This window comes from Pseudoalteromonas sp. PPB1, assembly GCF_015356275.1.
Classification (GTDB): Bacteria; Pseudomonadota; Gammaproteobacteria; order Enterobacterales; family Alteromonadaceae; genus Pseudoalteromonas; species Pseudoalteromonas rubra_D.
This window is the reverse complement of sequence record NZ_JACEQV010000107.1, coordinates 1-394: the sequence shown is the minus strand read 5'-3', so window position 1 is coordinate 394 and position 394 is coordinate 1. Positions and strand designations below refer to the sequence as shown.

The following is a 394-nucleotide window of genomic DNA, read 5'->3' as shown; positions in this document are numbered from 1 at the left end:
GTTGAAGACTACAACGTTGATAGGCGAGATGTGGAAGTGGTGTGAGCCATTGAGCTAACTCGTACTAATTACCCGTGAGGCTTAACCATACAACGCCAAAGTGGTTTTGTTTGTTAGAAGTTAAGAACTAAAGTAGACGATAAGAATTTAATACGCTTTTCCAGATTTTAAGTAAGGTGACACCCTCTGCATAAGTGCAGAAATCAGTTCACCTTGCGCAAATGAAATGCTCGCAAACAGCGCGATGTCATTAACCATTTGCACGAAAGAATTTGCTTGGTAACCATAGCATTTTGGAACCACCTGACTCCATGCCGAACTCAGTAGTGAAACGAAATAGCGCCGATGATAGTGTGGGGTTTCCCATGTGAAAGTAGGACATTGCCAAGCTCCT

Annotated in this window: 2 rRNA genes; both read left to right on the top strand. The window is 42.9% G+C overall.

The features are described 5' to 3' along the window. Positions 1-89: ribosomal RNA gene (locus IY568_RS24520) — 23S ribosomal RNA — on the top strand; the annotation flags it as partial. 186 nt (positions 90-275) lie between these two features. Next, a 5S ribosomal RNA gene (gene rrf / locus IY568_RS24515) occupies positions 276-390 on the top strand. Positions 391-394 lie beyond the last annotated feature (4 nt).